The organism is Roseivirga spongicola (assembly GCF_001592965.1).
Classification (GTDB): Bacteria; Bacteroidota; Bacteroidia; order Cytophagales; family Cyclobacteriaceae; genus Roseivirga; species Roseivirga spongicola.
Genome location: NZ_LRPC01000001.1, coordinates 583,915 through 600,559, shown reverse-complemented (window position 1 = coordinate 600,559; position 16,645 = coordinate 583,915). Strand labels below are relative to the sequence as shown.

14 protein-coding genes are annotated in these 16,645 nt (G+C 40.3%); 9 read left to right on the top strand and 5 right to left on the bottom strand.

Annotated elements, in window-relative coordinates; genetic code table 11:
- Window positions 1-2: 2 nt before the first annotated feature.
- Both polA and AWW68_RS02725 read left to right on the top strand, forming a co-directional pair.
- Window positions 3-2,813 (top strand): DNA polymerase I, encoded by a 2,811-nt coding sequence (gene polA, locus AWW68_RS02730; RefSeq protein ID WP_068216325.1) that lies wholly within the window; start codon window positions 3-5, stop codon window positions 2,811-2,813.
- Between the two features lie 2 nt (window positions 2,814-2,815).
- Window positions 2,816-3,763, top strand: coding sequence for a pyridoxal-phosphate dependent enzyme (locus AWW68_RS02725; RefSeq protein ID WP_068216323.1), 948 nt, complete (start codon window positions 2,816-2,818; stop codon window positions 3,761-3,763).
- A 161-nt stretch (window positions 3,764-3,924) separates the two neighbouring features.
- On the opposite strand, the gene uvrA is transcribed toward AWW68_RS02725, so the two are convergent.
- Window positions 3,925-6,741, bottom strand: a complete 2,817-nt coding sequence (gene uvrA / locus AWW68_RS02720; RefSeq protein ID WP_068216320.1) for an excinuclease ABC subunit UvrA — start codon at window positions 6,739-6,741, stop codon at window positions 3,925-3,927.
- Window positions 6,742-7,013: 272 nt separating this feature from the next.
- Here uvrA and AWW68_RS02715 point away from each other — a divergent pair, with 272 nt between their 5' ends.
- From AWW68_RS02715 to AWW68_RS02700, 4 genes are all read left to right on the top strand, one after another.
- On the top strand, window positions 7,014-7,613 hold the full coding sequence (locus tag AWW68_RS02715; RefSeq protein WP_068216318.1) for an RNA polymerase sigma factor: 600 nt from the start codon (window positions 7,014-7,016) through the stop codon (window positions 7,611-7,613).
- Window positions 7,588-7,824 carry a hypothetical protein gene (locus AWW68_RS02710; protein ID WP_068216316.1) on the top strand — a complete coding sequence of 79 codons (237 nt, stop codon included), beginning with the start codon at window positions 7,588-7,590 and terminating at the stop codon, window positions 7,822-7,824. The genes AWW68_RS02715 and AWW68_RS02710 overlap by 26 nt, the downstream gene beginning before the upstream one ends.
- 14 nt (window positions 7,825-7,838) lie before the next feature.
- Complete coding sequence (gene nth / locus AWW68_RS02705) at window positions 7,839-8,492, top strand: endonuclease III (RefSeq protein ID WP_068216314.1); 654 nt, start codon at window positions 7,839-7,841, stop codon at window positions 8,490-8,492.
- Window positions 8,493-8,662: 170 nt separating this feature from the next.
- Window positions 8,663-9,892 carry a glycosyltransferase family 4 protein gene (locus AWW68_RS02700; RefSeq protein WP_068216312.1) on the top strand — a complete coding sequence of 410 codons (1,230 nt, stop codon included), beginning with the start codon at window positions 8,663-8,665 and terminating at the stop codon, window positions 9,890-9,892.
- On the opposite strand, the gene AWW68_RS02695 is transcribed toward AWW68_RS02700, so the two are convergent.
- Window positions 9,858-11,141, bottom strand: coding sequence for a gliding motility protein GldB-related protein (locus AWW68_RS02695; protein WP_068216310.1), 1,284 nt, complete (start codon window positions 11,139-11,141; stop codon window positions 9,858-9,860). The two genes, AWW68_RS02700 and AWW68_RS02695, sit on opposite strands and share 35 nt — an antisense overlap.
- A 44-nt stretch (window positions 11,142-11,185) precedes the next feature.
- Here AWW68_RS02695 and AWW68_RS02690 point away from each other — a divergent pair, with 44 nt between their 5' ends.
- The gene (locus tag AWW68_RS02690) at window positions 11,186-11,839 is read left to right on the top strand and encodes an outer membrane beta-barrel protein (protein ID WP_068216308.1); all 654 of its coding nucleotides are present in this window, start codon (window positions 11,186-11,188) and stop codon (window positions 11,837-11,839) included.
- A gap of 256 nt (window positions 11,840-12,095) precedes the next feature.
- Here AWW68_RS02690 and AWW68_RS02685 read toward each other — a convergent pair whose 3' ends face one another.
- From AWW68_RS02685 to AWW68_RS02675, 3 genes are all read right to left on the bottom strand, one after another.
- Window positions 12,096-13,652 carry an Rne/Rng family ribonuclease gene (locus AWW68_RS02685; protein WP_068216307.1) on the bottom strand — a complete coding sequence of 519 codons (1,557 nt, stop codon included), beginning with the start codon at window positions 13,650-13,652 and terminating at the stop codon, window positions 12,096-12,098.
- Window positions 13,653-13,821: 169 nt separating this feature from the next.
- Window positions 13,822-14,637 (bottom strand): tetratricopeptide repeat protein, encoded by an 816-nt coding sequence (locus tag AWW68_RS02680; RefSeq protein WP_068216305.1) that lies wholly within the window; start codon window positions 14,635-14,637, stop codon window positions 13,822-13,824.
- A gap of 18 nt (window positions 14,638-14,655) precedes the next feature.
- On the bottom strand, window positions 14,656-14,958 hold the full coding sequence (locus tag AWW68_RS02675; protein WP_068216303.1) for an HU family DNA-binding protein: 303 nt from the start codon (window positions 14,956-14,958) through the stop codon (window positions 14,656-14,658).
- A gap of 143 nt (window positions 14,959-15,101) precedes the next feature.
- On the opposite strand from AWW68_RS02675, the gene mutY reads away from it, so the two are divergent.
- Window positions 15,102-16,160: an A/G-specific adenine glycosylase gene (gene mutY, locus AWW68_RS02670; RefSeq protein WP_068218424.1), complete on the top strand. Its 1,059-nt coding sequence runs from the start codon at window positions 15,102-15,104 to the stop codon at window positions 16,158-16,160.
- 38 nt (window positions 16,161-16,198) lie between these two features.
- Window positions 16,199-16,624 (top strand): single-stranded DNA-binding protein, encoded by a 426-nt coding sequence (locus tag AWW68_RS02665; RefSeq protein ID WP_068216301.1) that lies wholly within the window; start codon window positions 16,199-16,201, stop codon window positions 16,622-16,624.
- Window positions 16,625-16,645 lie beyond the last annotated feature (21 nt).

Below are 16,645 nucleotides of genomic sequence, written 5' to 3'. Positions count from 1 at the left end.
GAATGAGTAAACCCGAGAAAACCCTCTTTCTGCTAGACGCAATGGCGCTTATCTATAGAGCACATTTCGCCTTCAGTAAAAACCCAAGAATCAATTCAAAAGGCCTCAATACTGGAGCGCCTTTCGGTTTCACCAATAGTTTATATGAAATTATTGATAAGAGGAAGCCTACTCATATTGGTGTAGCTTTCGATACCAGCGCACCTACCTTCAGGCATGAAGAATACAGCGAATATAAAGCCAATCGAGAGGAAACTCCAGAAGATATAAAAATTGGCACTCCCATAGTTAAAGACATTGTCCGTGCTTTCAACATTCCTGTATTGGAATTAGACGGATACGAAGCTGATGATGTAATCGGTACTTTAGCCAAAAAGGCTGCTAGGGCAGGATTCGAGGTGTTTATGATGACTCCCGATAAAGATTATGGCCAACTAGTAGAAGAACATGTTTATCTCTACAAACCCGCTTTTATGGGTAATGGGGTAGACATTATGGGGGTTCAGCAAGTGCTAGATAAGTGGGACATTGAAAGAATCGATCAGGTAGTTGATATGCTCGGCTTGCAAGGAGATTCGGTAGATAACATTCCGGGTATTCCAGGAGTAGGGCCAAAAACTGCTTCTAAACTTCTGAAAGAGTATGGCTCTGTGGAAGCCATCATTGAAAATGCTGCGAGTATTAAAGGGAAGCTAGGCGAAAAGATTGCTGCCAATGCAGATCAAGGTTTACTCTCCAAGAAATTGGCAAAAATCAATACTGAAGTTCCTGTAACATTCGATGAAAAGGAACTGGAGTATTCTGGGCCGAACATAGAAAAGCTGACAACCGTTTTTGAAGACCTAGAATTTAGAACCACCCTCAAGAGAATTTTGGGTGAAAGTAGTCCTAGCGCTAGTGCGAGTCCTAGACCAAAGAAGGCTGCGTCAGATCAAATGGCACTTTTTGGTGACGCTCCAGCACTTATGGAGAAAGATGACACTCCAATGCCTGAGGAGAAGCTCAATGCTTCTAACACCAAACATAACTATCATCTTATTGACACTCCTGAGCTGAGGAAGCGATTGGTCAAGTACCTTTCAGCCCAAAAGGAGTTTTGCTTCGATACAGAAACAGATAGCCTTGAACCCATTGAAGCCAATATGGTTGGTTTGGCATTTAGCTACGTTGCTGGTGAAGCTTATTATGTACCAACACCTGAAAACAGAGAAGAAACTCAAGAAATTTTAGAAGAGTTTAGAGGGGTTTTTGAAAACCCTGAGATTGGAAAGATTGCGCAAAATGCCAAGTACGATGTTCAGGTACTCAAAAACTATGGTATTGATGTGAAGGGGCCAATCTTCGATACCATGATTGCCCATTACCTGATAGATCCAGACACAAGACATAACATGGATGTGCTTGCTGAGAACTATCTCAATTATACGCCTATCTCAATTACGGACTTGATTGGTAAAAAAGGAGCCAAGCAAGGCAATATGAAAGATGTTCCTGTACATAAAGTGGTTGAATATGCAGCCGAAGATGCCGACATCACCCTTCAATTGAAGAACATTTTTGCCTCTCAGATCAATGAAGGTCGAATTCAGAAGCTGTTCGATGAAGTTGAAATGCCATTAATGCACGTACTGGCAGATATAGAATACAATGGGGTAAAGATTGATACTGACACGCTCTCCAACATGTCTAAGGAGCTGGAAGAAGCTAGTGCTATAGCCGAAAAAGAGATTTACGAGCTGGCTGGAGAAGAGTTCAACGTAGCCTCGCCAAAACAACTTGGAGTCATTCTCTTCGACAAACTAAAGCTTGTAGACAAACCAAAGAAGACTAAAACCGGGCAATACGCTACTGGAGAAGATATTCTTTCCAAACTAGCCGTTGAACACGACATTGCTAAGCGCATACTGGAGTTCAGAGAATATCAGAAGTTGAAGTCTACTTACGTAGACGCTTTGCCGAATATGATCAGCCCAGCCGATGGGTTGGTTCACACAGATTACCGTCAGGCCGTGGCAGCCACCGGTAGACTCAGCTCGAACAATCCAAACCTGCAGAACATCCCAATTAGAACAGAGAAGGGAAGAGAAATTAGAAAAGCCTTTATTCCACGTTCTGAAGAATATACTCTAATGGCAGCTGACTACTCGCAAATTGAGTTGAGAATTGTGGCTGCTTTCGCGAAAGATGAAAGCATGATTGAAGCCTTCAAATCAGGCCGTGATATTCACTCTATCACAGCCAGTAAGGTTTTTGGTGTACCTATCGAGGAGGTAGATAGAGACATGAGGCGAAAAGCCAAGGAAGTAAACTTCGGTTTGATATATGGTATCTCGGCCTTCGGTTTATCTCAAAACATCGGTATTTCCCGGACGGAAGCGCAGCAAATCATTACCGCATATTTCAATGAGTTTCCGGGAGTAAAACAGTATATGGATGCTCAGGTAAATAATGCTCGAGAGCATACTTATGTGGAAACCATTTTGGGCAGAAGAAGATACCTGAGAGATATTCACTCTAAGAACATGACCGTTCGTGGCCATGCAGAGCGCAACGCCATCAACGCTCCAATTCAAGGTAGTGCTGCAGACATGATCAAAATAGCCATGATCAATATTCATTCATGGATGAAGGAAGAGAAGCTCAAGTCTAAAATGATTATGCAGGTACATGATGAATTGGTCTTCGATGTTCACAATTCAGAGTTAGAATTGATGAAGTCTAAAGTGCCTGAATTGATGTCTAATGCCATAGACTTAGATGTACCATTAGAGGTAGAAGTTGGAGTTGGCGAAAACTGGTTAATAGCGCATTAGATATGGCTTTTAAGGTAACACAATCTGATATTCAGGCTGCTCATGAAAAAATACAGCCGTTTATTCATAGAACTCCTGTTCTAACTTGCCAAAGCATCAATGAAATGGTAGGTGCCGAACTATTTTTCAAATGTGAAAACTTTCAGAAAATTGGTGCCTTTAAAGCACGAGGTGGAATAAATGCAGTGCTTTCACTTCCCGAAGAAGCTAGATCGAAAGGAGTTGTTACACATAGTTCTGGCAATCATGCTCAAGCCATTGCTTTGGCAGCCAAAATGGCTGGTGTTCCTGCTTATATCGTAATGCCAAAAACCGCCCCTGAAGTTAAGAAAAAGGCTGTTGCAGGGTATGGTGCTCAAATAACCCTATGTGAACCTACTCAGCAATCTAGAGAAGAAAACTCTGCGAGAATTCAAGAAGAAACTGGAGCCACTTTTATCTCTCCTTATAATGATTATGCCGTAATAACTGGTCAGGCTACTTGTGCGAAAGAACTGATTGAAGACCAACCTGACCTAGATATAATTATAGCTCCAGTTGGTGGCGGTGGACTTTTAGCTGGCAGTGCACTTTCTGCCCTTTACTATAATCCTGAAATGACTGTTTATGCAGGCGAACCTGAAGGAGCCAAAGACACCTACCTTTCTATGGAGGCTGGAACTATCACCAAAGTAGAAAAACCATCGAGTATAGCTGACGGCCTTTTGGCTAGCATGGGCGATAAAAACTTCGAAATTATTAAAGAGCTGGTGAAAGATATTTTTCTTGTATCCGATGAAGAAATCGTAGCAGCCATGCGCATTATTTGGGAACGAATGAAGATTATCATTGAACCTTCATGTGCCGTACCATTCGCTGCTATTTTGAAGAATAAGGATGTTTTCGCTGGTAAAAAAGTAGGGGTGATTTTGACAGGGGGAAATGTGGATTTGGCGAAGCTGCCTTTCTAACGCCTTCCAACTCCCCCTAAATAAGGGGGGGAGCTAGACTCGTCAAGAGATAAGTCTCTTCCTTATTGGTTCAAAGTAATGTGAATTTTTACTCTAAGTATCAAGCCAGTTTTACTGACTCCTCCCCTTACCAAGGGGAGGTGCCCTTTAGGGCGGAGGGGTTAAAGTACCTCAGCCAAATACTTAGCCGTATGGTTTTCGTCTTTTAGCACCACCATATCCTCAGGCGTTCCGGCATAGCAGACCTTACCTCCAGCATCACCACCTTCTGGACCTAAATCGATAATCCAATCAGCACATTTGATGACTTCGGTGTTATGCTCAATGATGAGTACAGAATTACCTTGTTCGATCAGCGCGTTGATGGAGTACATCAGCTTGCTGATATCATGGAAATGAAGCCCCGTGGTTGGCTCATCGAATATAAAGAGGATATGATCTTTGTTGCTACTTTTACCTTTACCTAAGAAGTAAGCCAGTTTCACTCTCTGAGCTTCACCACCACTAAGTGAATTAGAAGACTGCCCAAGTCTGATGTACCCGAGTCCAACCTCTTGCAGTGGCGCCAACTTATTGATGATGGACTTTTCTCCTTCGAAAAATTCCATAGCATCATCTATTGTCATGTCTAGTACATCAGCAATGTTCTTGTCGTTGTACTTCACTTCTAGGATCTCTTGCTTAAAGCGCTGGCCTTTACAGCTTTCGCATGTCAGATGAATATCTGCCATAAACTGCATTTCAATCTTCACGACACCTTCTCCCTGGCAGGTTTCGCATCGACCACCATCCACGTTAAAGGAGAAGAAAGCTGGCTTATAGTTTCTTTGCTTAGCTAATGGCTGATCCGTGAAAAGTGCTCTTATGGCATCATAAGCCTTTACATAAGTTACTGGATTGGACCTTGAAGATTTTCCGATCGGGTTCTGATCTACAAACTCAATCTGACTTACCTTTTTAAGGCTGCCTTCAAGGGCTTCCATCTTACCCGTTTGCTCACCAACTGTACCGAGCATTTTCCCCAAAGCCGGGTAAAGAATTCGCTTAATCAAAGTGGATTTTCCAGAACCACTTACCCCAGTAACCACAGATAGAACTCCTAAAGGGATTTCAGCATCAATATTTTTCAGGTTGTTCTCTCTGGCTCCTTTGATAATCAGTTTGTCATTCCACTTTCTTCTTTGCTTCGGAACTTCCATTCTGTCAGTTCCATTCAGAAAGCGAGCAGTATGCGTATTTCCTTGCCCAATCAGATCAGGTAATGTTCCCTGAAAAACCAATTCACCACCATTAGACCCTGCATCAGGACCAATATCAATAATTTCATCAGCGGCTTGCATCACTTTTTCTTCATGCTCAACCACAACTACCGTATTTCCTAAATCACGAAGTGATTTCAATACAGAAATCAATCGGTCGGTATCTCTCGGGTGAAGACCGATACTTGGTTCATCCAATATGTACATAGAACCAACCAAGGCACTTCCTAAAGACGTAGCCAACTTAATTCTCTGATATTCTCCTCCTGAAAGCGTATTGGTTAGTCTATTCAAAGTCAGGTAGCTCAAGCCAACTCGTTGCAGATAATCAATTCTATTTTTGATCTCTTTCAACAATCTTCCTGCTACTTTCTCCTCATGTGTTGTCAGCTCCAATTGCTCAAAGAAATCGGTAAGCCTTCCAATTGGCATCAACACCAAGTCTGTGATAGATTTCTTTTCAATCTTTACATAAGAGGCATCTTTTCGCAGCCTTGTACCCTTGCATTCAGGACAATCCGTTCTTCCTCGGTAACGAGAAAGCATTACTCTGTACTGAATCTTGTGAGTTTTCGACTCTAAGTATTCGAAGAACTTATTGAGACCTTTGAAGTACTTATTGCCTGTCCAAAGTACTTCTTGCTCTTCGTGGGTCAAGTCTGCATAAGCTCTATGAATTGGAAAGTCGAACTCAATACCATGCTTTAGTAATGGAGCCAGCCACTTTCTCATGGTTTCGCTTCTCCAAGGAGCAATGACTCCATCGTAAACTGAAAGTGATTTATCGGGAATCACCAAGTCAGGATCAATTCCTAAAATCTTGCCGAACCCTTCACACCTTTTACAAGCTCCGTAAGGATTATTGAAAGTAAACAGGTTTACGCTTGGCTCTTCAAAGAGCATTCCGTCTGCTTCGAATCTATCTGAGAAGCTAGTTCTACCTTCTCCTGGAATATCTATGATGCAATCGCCCTGGCCTTCGAACAAAGCGGTTTGAACCGAGTCGCTGAAGCGGAATTGAGTGTCTTCATCATGTTGAACAACTCCTCTGTCGATTAGGATTTCAATATCCTCTTCCTTTAGCTCATTTGGCTTTTCAAGCAACTCTTCAATAAAGTGTGGTTGGCCAGCATAAATGACTCTGGTATAGCCCTTCTGGAGAAGCACGTTTAATTCGTCTTCTAAGCTTCTGTCTTCTTTTGTGATCAAAGGGCAAAGAATCATAAGCTTAGTGCCTTCTTCTTTCGAAAGAATAAATTCTACTATGCTAGTGACACTATCACGCTGAACTTCCTTTCCACTGATTGGTGAATAGGTTTTGCCTATTCGGGCGAAAAGCAACTTTAGGTAATCATAAATTTCCGTTGTGGTTCCAACAGTAGATCGTGGGTTCCTTGTACTTACTTTTTGCTCAATGGCTATAGCCGGGGAAACGCCTTTAATATAGTCTACCTCAGGCTTTTCCATTCTACCCAGGAACTGACGGGCGTAACTGCTCAGACTTTCCACATACATTCGTTGACCTTCGGCAAATAATGTATCGAATGCCAATGATGATTTCCCCGAACCAGAAAGACCTGTAACTACCACGAGTTTGTTTCGGGGAATAGCCACACTTAGGTTTTTCAGGTTGTTAACTCGCGCCCCTTTAATGATGATAAACTCCTTAGGGTCAAGCTGATCGATAGGGGTATGTTCTAAAGCAGTTGTTTTTGACATGAGATTGCAAAGATAACAGAGCTGATTGCTAAATGTTCTAGTTCAATTAAGTCTTTTAAACAGAATTATTGAGGGCTTTTTGGCATAATCATTGCACTTTATTTGGAGTCGTTAAATGGATTAATCCAGAAAATAAAACGAAAGAAATAGTTAGCAAATTTGCTTTGTTTTCAACTTTTGATACATTTGAGATTATTCTAAAACAAAAGTTTGTCTTACCCTAACCAGCACAATATGATATAAACCTCTACGTTAACCTAACATTAAATAACATGAGGAAATATACTGTAAGCGATAGTCAGTTGATATCGCAGTATAAAAATGGTAACGAAGAGGCGTTCGCTACGCTGGTCAATCGTCATAAAAAGAAAATCTATACCACCATTTATATGATCGTAAAAGATCAGTATTTGGCAGAAGACTTAATGCAAGAGGTCTTTGTTAAAGTGGTAAAAACCGTGAAAAGCGGGAGATATAATGAAGAGGGTAAATTCCTTCCTTGGGCAAGCCGAATAGCGCACAACTTAGCCATAGACAATTTTAGAAAGGCAAAACGTTATCCGACCATAGTTATGGAAGACGGAAGTAGCGTTTTCAACACTTTGGAGTTTTCGGAAGACTCTATTGAGTCTAGACAAATAAAACAAGATACTCATGCTTTGCTTCGAGATTTGATTAAAGAATTGCCAGATGCACAGCGAGAGGTTCTTATGATGAGACACTATATGCAAATGAGCTTTCAGGAGATTGCCGACAACACAGGGGTCAGCATTAACACCGCCTTAGGCCGTATGCGATATGCGCTCATCAACCTTAGAAAGAAGATGGACAAAAAGAACATTGCCTATGATCAAAACCTTTACCCAAGATGATTTAGTACGTTACATTTACGAAGAAACCTCGGAAGAGGAAAATGCTGAAATTGCCAGCGCTATGTTGTTCGATGAAGAATTGGAGCAAAACTATGATGACTTGAAAGAAGTGATTTCTGGTCTTGAAGCCTCCATGAAAGAACCATCGGCTAAAACGATAGATGCCATACTCAGTTATTCCAAATCATATCACCTGCATTCCGTTGAATAACTTATTTTCGCGGTATGACTAGGAAAGAAAGGTACGATGCATTTGTAACCTACTTTAAAGAAAATCAGCCAGAGGCTGAAACAGAATTGAATTACAGCAACCCGTTTGAATTACTGGTTGCTGTTGTTTTATCTGCCCAATGCACCGATGTTCGAATCAATAAGGTTACTCCCAAACTGTTCGAAGACTTCCCCACTCCTGAGCATTTGGCTGCTTCGAATTTTGACGAATTATTCCCTTACATCAAGTCGGTTTCTTATCCCAACAATAAAACCAAACACCTTTTAGGCTTGGGAAGAATGTTGGTTGAAGATTTCAACTCTGAAATCCCTGAAACCATAGAAGAGCTACAAAAGCTACCTGGTGTCGGACGAAAAACAGCTAATGTCATTACCTCGGTTATTTGGAATCAACCCTCCATGGCCGTTGATACCCATGTCTATCGTGTTTCTAAGCGCCTAGGACTTGTCAACCAGAATGCTTCAACACCTCTAGCGGTTGAAAAACAATTGGTAAAACACTTGGACGAGGAAGTCATTCCAAAAGCACATCACTGGCTAATTCTACATGGCCGTTATGTTTGCCTTGCCAGAAAGCCTAAGTGTGAAGAATGCAAGCTCATTCACTTCTGCCGATACTTTGAGAAGCAAGAGAAAATCCTTCGCTAGTAATTTTTCGTAAGTTAGAACAGTATTTAGTGCTTCTGATCAAGCCTTTGGCGGACGAGGTTATTTTGACCCCTGCCCGAAAGGGTGAAGAATTTAGATTGAGTATCCCCTTAGGGAATTAAAGGGTTAAATAAGCTGGCTTGATCGAGAGCAAAATGAATTAGCATTTAGTGGCACAACACATTCTCTATATTCACCAATATTTCAAAACTCCTCAGGAAGGCGGAGCTATTCGCTCCTATTACCTTGCCAAAGGGCTGGTTGAAAAAGGGTTTGAAGTGGAAATGCTGACTACGCACAACGAATCGATCTACACGAAAGCTGAGATTGATGGTATTAAGGTCCACTATTTACCAGTAAGGTATTCTAATGAAATGGGCTTTTTCAAACGAATTTGGTCATTTTTCAAGTTCGTTCGCCTAGCAAAAAAGTATGCTAAGAACATTGCTAGTATTGATAAAGCCTACATCACTAGTACCCCATTAACTGTTGGTCTAATTGGGTTATGGTTAAAAAAGAAAAGACATATCCCATACATTTTTGAGGTCAGGGATTTATGGCCAACCGCACCTATAGAACTAGGTGCAATCAAAAGTGCTCCTCTTAAAAAGTATCTATATGCTCTCGAAAAGAAGATTTATCTGGGAGCAGATAAAATAGTAGCTCTTTCTCCAGGAATGCGAGATTGGATTAAAAAAGTGACTCCAGAAAAGGAGGTGTACATGATACCCAATATGGCCGATTGTCAGTTCTTTAAAAAGGAATTAAAGGACCCAAAGCTGACGGAGTTTTATAATGCTCAAAAGCCATTTGTAATTACTTACTTGGGTAGCATTGGCATTACAAATCATTTAGAATATTTGCTAGACTTAGCATCAGAATGCAAAAAGAGAAACCTGAACATTGATTTTAAAGTGGTTGGTCAAGGCTCTCAGTTAAGTAAAATTAAGCTCGAAGCCTATTTAAGAAAGCTTTCTAATGTTCAGTTTATTGGGCATCAGAATAAGGAAGGGGTTCGCAGGTTATTGAATGTTACCGATGCAACCTACGTTTCATTTGCGAAAATTCCGGTCTTAGCTACCAATAGCCCGAATAAGATGTTTGATAGCATGGCTTCTGGTAAACTGACAATTGTTAACTCCAATGGATGGACCAAAGACTTGGTGGAGCAATACAAATGCGGGTTCTATGCAGACCCTGAAAATCCACAAGAATTCATTGAGAAGCTGAAACCATTTTTGACTCAGAAGGACTTGTTGGAAAGTTATAAGAACAACTCAAGACAGATTGCTGAAAAGCTATATTCAAAAAGGCTACAAGTTGAGAAGCTTTCTAAACTTCTCAACAACGAGAACAAACTGAAGACTAACGAGAACGAGGTCTATATTTTGACTGCGTAAGAATCTTCTGCGCATCGGTTTCATCCATCAGGTCTACAAAATCTGTTTCGGTTTCTTCCTGATACGCTTTCACTATTTGCCAGCCAAGCCATTGACCAATTCTTCCGGGAGCCCTTCTGTCTATTTCTAGCACATTTGGCCTTTCATCTATGTAGCGAGTAATGTGAACTGGCTGCTCACTGTATAGTAGCTTTTCTTCCAGAAAGTGATTCCAAATTACCGCTTCACTAACCGTTGCATTTGCTAGATCTTGACTAGAATAACCGACAATTAAACTATCTGCAGTACATGGCAACATTTGCTTTGCGAAGGCGAAGGCCTTTCCGTAGTAAATCATTTCGTCCAAAACGGACCTTTGTCCTTCTGCGGTTTCGTTATACGGCAGTGACATGAATTGCATTATCTGTGGCACAAGGTGATCTGGCGTCAGTCTTTTAAGAATGTAATCATAAACGTTAGGTCTATAGCTAGCTTCTTCGCCCAAGTAATAATCTAGCCCAATTACAATTAGCGAATCAGACATGTAAACATCCTTTCCAAAAGCTGAGTAGACCGTCTGAACCTTTGGAGCTTCAAACTCAGGGTAAGTACTCTTTAGTCTAGCAAAGGCCTGATCTAATTCATAAGCTACTTCCTGAGCGCTAATAAGTCTTAAGGTTTCTTGGTAAAGGGTGTCAACATAAGGGTTCTGTAGCAGCCTATAGTTTTCGTCCATCAACCCTTCCTCTGTCTGAAAGTTGAAGACGAACTTAAAGTATTCGTACTCCTTCGGATTGGCCAAGAGGTAAGTATCTATAGCTTGAATTGTACTTAGGTCTTCTATAGCGGAATTTGCTAGAAGATTGTACACATCTTTAAGGTTCTTATCTCTATTAGCATTAAGATACTCGAAAGTAAGGTATTCTCGAATTTCCCTGTTCTGATCTAGCAATTCTTGAAAAGTCTCAAAGCTTCTAGCTTTAAAGATTGACTTTATCTTTGGCACTTGTGTAAACTTGAGTACTTCGTTTAAAAAGGCCTCTTTAGGTACTAACTCTCCAAAACCAAAGAAGTAATCACGGACAATAGGATTTGAGTCAAAAAATGCTTTCAGGTCTTCTTTTGAATCAATTTGATGTATGGTATGAGTCAGGTCTTCAAATTCCAGCTCTACATCAACCTTCGATAGATCTACCTCATTATTGCAGTCATCGCCAGAGCAGGCCACAAAAAAGACTACGATTAGTAAAAAAGACCAGCGTTTCAACATCCTCACTTTTTAAAAGACAAAACTATTCATTTATTTTATCCCACATGAAAAAACACGTTTTCTCTGCTCTTATTGCCCTATTTTTTGTGAGTACGGCAAAAGCTCAAATTGATGACTATAGGATAGGAATTACCTTAGGGCCAACTGTCTCTTACAACCGAATTCCTTCGAGTGGTGAAGATACCTCAGTAGACAAAGATGGATCTGCGGTTAAGTTTATGCTCGGTGCCTTTATAGATGTTCCTTTTCGAGAAAACTACTATTTCCATTCAGGAATTAATTATGCCACAAGGGTTACTAAATTAACTATTACAGACCCTCGGTTTAATGGTGGTCAACCTGAAAACGAGCGATACGACCATGAATATCTGCAAGTTCCATTACTCGTGAAGCTCTATACCAACGAGGTTCTCTTGGACACTAGGGTGTTCTTCAATTTTGGAATTGTACCTGAAATAAGGCTAACAACCAATCAGGAAAATGATCGGATAATGTCTATCAGTAAGTTTCAGAGTATTGATGTTGCTGGGAACTTCGGTGGCGGAGTGGAAAGAGCTATTGGAGTTAATACCAACCTTTTTGCTGCTCTTAATTTCAACATAGGATTTTTAAATCAGGTTAGCCAGCAAACCTCTGGTTATGATGAGTTCAAGGTGAAGAACAATATGTTCGCTCTTGAATTTGGGATCAAGTTCTAATAAACCACTATGGGATGAAAGCACCATAGTTTTAGAAGCAACTGAAGGTGGCTTGGAATGGCTGACTTAGAAAATGTGCGTCCCGAAAATTTTCGGGATTAGATTTACTATTGATGTCAATCAAAATTCGCACATCGTAAACTTCAGAAAGCTAAAGCGAAACGCACCAAAGCACGTAGTTTTAACTCCTTTTGTGACCAATAAAAAACCCCAACTCATTGCTGAATTGGGGCTTTCTTATTCCTTTGGTTCGCTACTAAGCTTTAAGCTCAATCTCTTCACCCATTTTGTTATAGAAAACATATTGGTTTAAACCGAGAGAGCTATCTTTCTCCAGTTTCACCCAAGTATGGAATCTTCTATACCATTGCCATCTTCTTGAAAACACCCCTTTGGTAAAGTAGGCATGTAAAAATGGATGCAATGTTACGGTTACATTCTTCTCATTCTGAGTAGTAAGAATATATTCTAGGTTCTTTTCGACTTGATCAGAAACTAAAATAGTTGCACTTACCTTTCCTGTTCCCTGACATGTAGGGCAAACTTCACGCGTAGTAATGTTCAACTCAGGCCTTACTCTCTGACGAGTAATTTGCATTAAGCCAAACTTACTTAGTGGAAGAATGGTATTCTTCGCACGATCAGTCTCCATAAAAGACCTCATTTCAGCATAAAGCTTCTTCTTATTGTCGGGCCTTCTCATATCAATGAAGTCGATGACAATAATTCCGCCCATATCTCGAAGTCTTAACTGGCGCGCAATCTCTTTAGCAGCCTCAAGGTTTACAGCTAAAGCTGTAGACTCTTGGTCTTCTCCTGCGTTAGATTTGTTACCACTGTTCACGTCAATTACGTGAAGCGCTTCAGTATGCTCAATAATCAGATAGCCACCACGAGGTAAGCTAACAGACTTTCCGAATAGAGATTTAAGCTGCTTTTCAATACCGAAGGCTTCGAAAATCTTAGCCTTTCCATTGTAGAGCTTAACAATCTTTTCTTTATCAGGAGCAATCTTTCTGATATACTCCTTAATCTCATCGTGTATTTCCTTATCGTCAGTAACTAAGCTATCGAAAGACTCATTCAGGATATCTCTGAGGAGCGAAGAAGCTCTGCTCATTTCTCCAATTACCTTTTCTCTTGGCTTTACAGAATGAAGTTTTTTCATTCCCTCTTTCCAAGTTTCTTCGAGGTTTCTTAAGTCTTTGTCTAGTTCGGTTACATTTTTTCCCTTGGCTACGGTGCGAATTATGCAGCCAAAGTTTTCTGGTTTAATAGATGAGATTAAACGCAACAAGCGTTTTCTTTCCTCACCATCAGTAATCTTTTTTGAGATGTTAATGGAATTGGAAAACGGCACTAAAACCATATAGCGCCCAGCTAACGACAACTCACAGGTCAGTCGTGGCCCTTTTGTAGAAATGGGTTCTTTGACAATTTGAACCAGAATCTGCTGCCCTTTTGTGAGCACCTGATTCATTTTACCAAGCTTATTAATATCAGGTTCATTTTTAAAATTGGCCAATGAGCCTGATGTATGCTTGTTCGAGAGCGCCTTTTTGGTGTACTTATTTAAAGACCTTATCTGCGGACCTAAGTCTAGGTAATGCAGAAAGGCGTCTTTCTCGTAGCCTATATCAATGAACGCGGCATTTAGACCGGGAACAATTTTTTTAACCGTTCCCAGATAAATGTCACCTACTTTAAACTTGTTCTCATCATTATCATGATGGAACTCCGTTAAATTTTTTTCCTTTAGAAGGGCTATACGACTACCATTTTGAGTTGAATTAATAATCAATTCATTACTCAACGTAGTAGAGGTTTAGATTTATAATAGAACAAAAAACGGGCTATAAAGCCCTAGAAGATTACTTCTTCTTGTGTCTGTTCTTTCTTAGCCTCTTCTTTCTCTTGTGAGTAGAAATCTTATGTCTTTTTCTTTTTTTACCGCAAGGCATAATCTTAATGTTTTAATGTTTTTAATTAATTCTTTCCAGATACTCATCGGCAGCGGTCAGAACCTGCTCATTGGCATCTAATGTTTTTACTTTCTCGAACTGCGACTTGGCCTTCACCATTTGTCCGGCTTCGAAGTAACACACGCCCAAGAAGAAGTTTCCTTCTATATGGTTTGGATAATATTCAACAAGAGACTGGAAACGCTCAATTCCATTTTCAAACTGACCGGTTTGAATGGACATTCTTCCCATGCTCATTAAAGCTTTCATGTTTTTAGGGTCTTCTTTAATAATATCCCTTAACATCATGATACCTTGCATTGGTGCCGGACCTGCTACATAGGTCATTGCAATGTTATGCTTTGCATCCAAATTGCTAGGTTGTGCTTCGAGCACTTTCTCGTAAGCTTCTCTTGCTTTACTACCCAGTAAACTAATTTTCTGCTCATCTAAGGCAAATGTAAAAGCCTCAAAATAAACATCACCAGCCTTTTGCCAGTGTTCAATTTTATTAAACCTTTCTGCGAACTGGCCGGCATAATATGCGGCACTGTCGTACTGGTTGATCTCCATGAACACCCTCATTAATGAATCAAGAGATTCATTTTCGGGCTGCATATTGCCATTCACGAATAATTGACTCTTCCAGTAGTCAATTTTAGGTTGAATTTCTTCAGGCACCTCAGAGCTATGATCTACTACCCCTCCCGGAACACTTTCATCCACAAACTCTGCAGCTTGCTCATTGTCATTATCCACAACTACCCGTGGCAGACTAAAAAGGCCTATCACAGCAGCGATGGCAACAACAAGGAGAATGACCTGATTTCTATTCATAAAGCCCAGGGGCTTTTATTAACTATTTGCAGCTTTAACTTTAGAGCTGGTTTTCACCTGCTCAACAAAAACCTTTGACGGTTTAAAACTTGGCACAAAGTGCTCATCGATAACAATAGCCGTGTTTTTAGAAATATTACGAGCAATCTTTTTTGCCCTCTTCTTATTCACAAAGCTTCCAAACCCTCTTACATAAATGTTCTCACCCTCAGCCATCGAATCCTTAACCACAGCAAAAAGAGTCTCAACAGTTGTAGTAACATCAGATCTATCGATACCTGTTTTGTCCGCGATCTGATTGATAACATCTGCTTTAGTCACTGTTTTCTTCTTTTAATTGATAAAACTTTACAAAAAACTTATTCTCAGTTATTTTGGCCTGCAAAATTAAGGGATCGGGTCTAATTATAAAACCTATTCCCAAAAAATTCTACCTGTGCCCGCCCAAAACGAAAGCTAAAGACTTGGATAGAGAAATATTTGTAAATCAATTAATTAGGTGGTACAGCCACCAAAAGCGTGATTTACCATGGAGAAGAACAAACAACCCGTATAAAATTTGGCTATCTGAGATTATTCTTCAACAAACTCGGGTAAACCAAGGAATGCCCTACTACCTAAATTTTGTTGATAAATATCCGACAGTAAATGATTTAGCTGCAGCTCAGGAGCAAGAAGTTTTGCGTTTATGGCAAGGATTAGGGTATTACTCGCGTGCCAGAAACCTTCATAGCTGTGCAAAAATGGTTGTTGGAGAGTATGATGGCCAATTTCCAAACAAATTTGAGGAGCTTTTAAAGCTAAAAGGAATTGGTAGGTATACTGCGGCTGCTATTGCTTCTATGGCGTTCAATCAAGTTAATGCTGTAGTAGACGGTAATGTATATAGAGTACTTTCTAGGGTTTTTGGGCTTTATGATGATATAGCCGAGACAAAATCTGCTAAGGTATTTGAAAAGTTGGCCAATGAACTCATTCCTAAAGATCAGCCAGGAGAGTTTAATCAAGCAATTATGGATTTTGGGGCTATTCAATGCACACCTAAAAGTCCTGCTTGTGCTATCTGCCCTCTTAGCGATAGCTGTTATGCTTTTAATAAAGGAGAGACTGAACAGTTGCCTGTAAAGACAAAGAAGGTAAAAGTGAAGAAGCTATTCTTTAACTACATCATCTTTGAATACAACGGTGAGCTGTTGTTGCATGAGCGTATTGGCAATGGTATCTGGAAAGGATTGTATCAGTTTCATTTAGAAGAGACATTAAAAAGAAGCTCAGAAGAATCTGTATTGAATAGTCTAAACTCTCCAGATCGCTTTACACTAATTGATGTTTCTGAAGAGGTAAAGCATGTATTAACACATAGACAGATTTTTGCCCGATTTTTTAGGCTTCGGGTTAATGAATTGAATACCTTTGCCAATATTCAGAAAGAATTGAATTTGAAGGCATATAGTCTCGAACAGATTCATGAGTTGCCAAAACCCATTCTCATTGAGAACTATTTGAAAAAAGCTTTCTATTAGTTAATTTCATTCAATTCAGTCTTAAAATATTCAATATCATGGCAGGTGTAAATAAGGTGATTCTCGTTGGAAACTTGGGCAAAGACCCAGAGGTTAGACATTTAGATAATGGTAGAGCAGTAGCTAACTTCCCTATTGCGACAAGCGAAACCTATAAAAACAAACAAGGCGAAAGAGTTACTAATACCGAATGGCACAACATTGTGTTGTGGACACCACTTGCTGAAATTGCCGAGAAGTTTTTGAAAAAGGGCGGCCAGGTGTATATTGAAGGAAAGTTAACTACACGTTCATGGGACGATCAGGATGGCAACAAGCGCTACACTACAGAAGTTGTGGGGCGTGAGTTGACCTTACTAGGAAGCCGACCTGAAGGTGGAAACTCTAGCGATGGTGGAAACAATATGAGCGAAAGCCCCGTATCTAGCATACCTGAAGATGATACGGACGATCTACCATTCTAATGTGGGACTAAACAAAAGATT

Excerpts from the sequence above, each read along its gene's own strand:
- polA (WP_068216325.1), top strand. The coding sequence starts at position 3 with ATGAGTAAACCCGAGAAAACCCTCTTTCTGCTAGACGCAATGGCGCTT.
- AWW68_RS02725 (WP_068216323.1), top strand. The coding sequence starts at position 2,816 with ATGGCTTTTAAGGTAACACAATCTGATATTCAGGCTGCTCATGAAAAA.
- uvrA (WP_068216320.1), bottom strand. The coding sequence starts at position 6,741 with ATGTCAAAAACAACTGCTTTAGAACATACCCCTATCGATCAGCTTGAC.
- AWW68_RS02715 (WP_068216318.1), top strand. The coding sequence starts at position 7,014 with ATGAGGAAATATACTGTAAGCGATAGTCAGTTGATATCGCAGTATAAA.
- AWW68_RS02710 (WP_068216316.1), top strand. The coding sequence starts at position 7,588 with ATGATCAAAACCTTTACCCAAGATGATTTAGTACGTTACATTTACGAA.
- nth (WP_068216314.1), top strand. The coding sequence starts at position 7,839 with ATGACTAGGAAAGAAAGGTACGATGCATTTGTAACCTACTTTAAAGAA.
- AWW68_RS02695 (WP_068216310.1), bottom strand. The coding sequence starts at position 11,141 with ATGTTGAAACGCTGGTCTTTTTTACTAATCGTAGTCTTTTTTGTGGCC.
- AWW68_RS02690 (WP_068216308.1), top strand. The coding sequence starts at position 11,186 with ATGAAAAAACACGTTTTCTCTGCTCTTATTGCCCTATTTTTTGTGAGT.
- AWW68_RS02680 (WP_068216305.1), bottom strand. The coding sequence starts at position 14,637 with ATGAATAGAAATCAGGTCATTCTCCTTGTTGTTGCCATCGCTGCTGTG.
- AWW68_RS02665 (WP_068216301.1), top strand. The coding sequence starts at position 16,199 with ATGGCAGGTGTAAATAAGGTGATTCTCGTTGGAAACTTGGGCAAAGAC.